This is a genomic window from Actinoplanes campanulatus, from assembly GCF_014647795.1.
Classification (GTDB): domain Bacteria; phylum Actinomycetota; class Actinomycetes; order Mycobacteriales; family Micromonosporaceae; genus Actinoplanes; species Actinoplanes campanulatus.
Genome location: NZ_BMPW01000087.1, coordinates 1 through 692 on the forward strand (window position 1 = coordinate 1; position 692 = coordinate 692).

Genomic DNA, 692 nt, shown 5'->3' on the forward strand with positions numbered 1-692 from the left:
AGTGCGCGCGCGCCCGAGACCATCCGCGACGTGATCGTGCCGGGAGTCTGGCCCGGCCTCGACGTCGTGCCGACGTCGGGAGTCACGCTCGGCTACGTGCGCGACGAGCTCGTGATCGCCGGGGCCGGCCGAGAGGGCCGGCTGCGCGAGGCCCTGGCCGCCGTCGCTGGCGACTACGACGTGATCCTGATCGACTGCGCACCGAGCCTGGACCAGCTCACGATCAACGGCCTAACGGCCGCGCAGGGCGTCGTCGTTGTGACCCACTCGAAGCTGTGGAGCGCGAATGGCTTGGCGCAGCTGCTCGACACGATCGAGAGCGTGCGCGCCTACTACAACCCCGAGCTGTGCGTGGCGGGCATCATCGTCAACCAGCACGAGGAGAACACCGTCAGCGGAAAGACCTGGCTCGGCGAGCTGGCCCAGGCCGCCGAGTCCCGAGGGCTGAGCGTGCTCAGCCCTCCGATCCCCAAGCGCGTCGTCGTCGCAGACGCCACCGAGGCTGCCCGCGGCCTCGACGAGTGGGGAAGTGCCGAGGCAACCTCCCTCGGTCAGCTCTATGCCGGCCACCTGACCACGATCGAAGGAGCCCTGTCATGAGCCGTCCCACTCCCAGGAAGTCCTCGTTGAGCGGATCGAGCCCGATCGCCCCACCGACAGTAGAGACGCCTGAGACGAAGCCGCCGGCCGCC

1 protein-coding gene is annotated in these 692 nt (G+C 69.5%); it reads left to right on the forward strand.

Annotated features, from left to right (window positions below):
* The coding region (locus IEZ13_RS46170) for a ParA family protein (RefSeq protein WP_189285820.1) at positions 1-600 on the forward strand (600 nt) is incomplete at its 5' end.
* Positions 601-692: the final 92 nt, after the last annotated feature.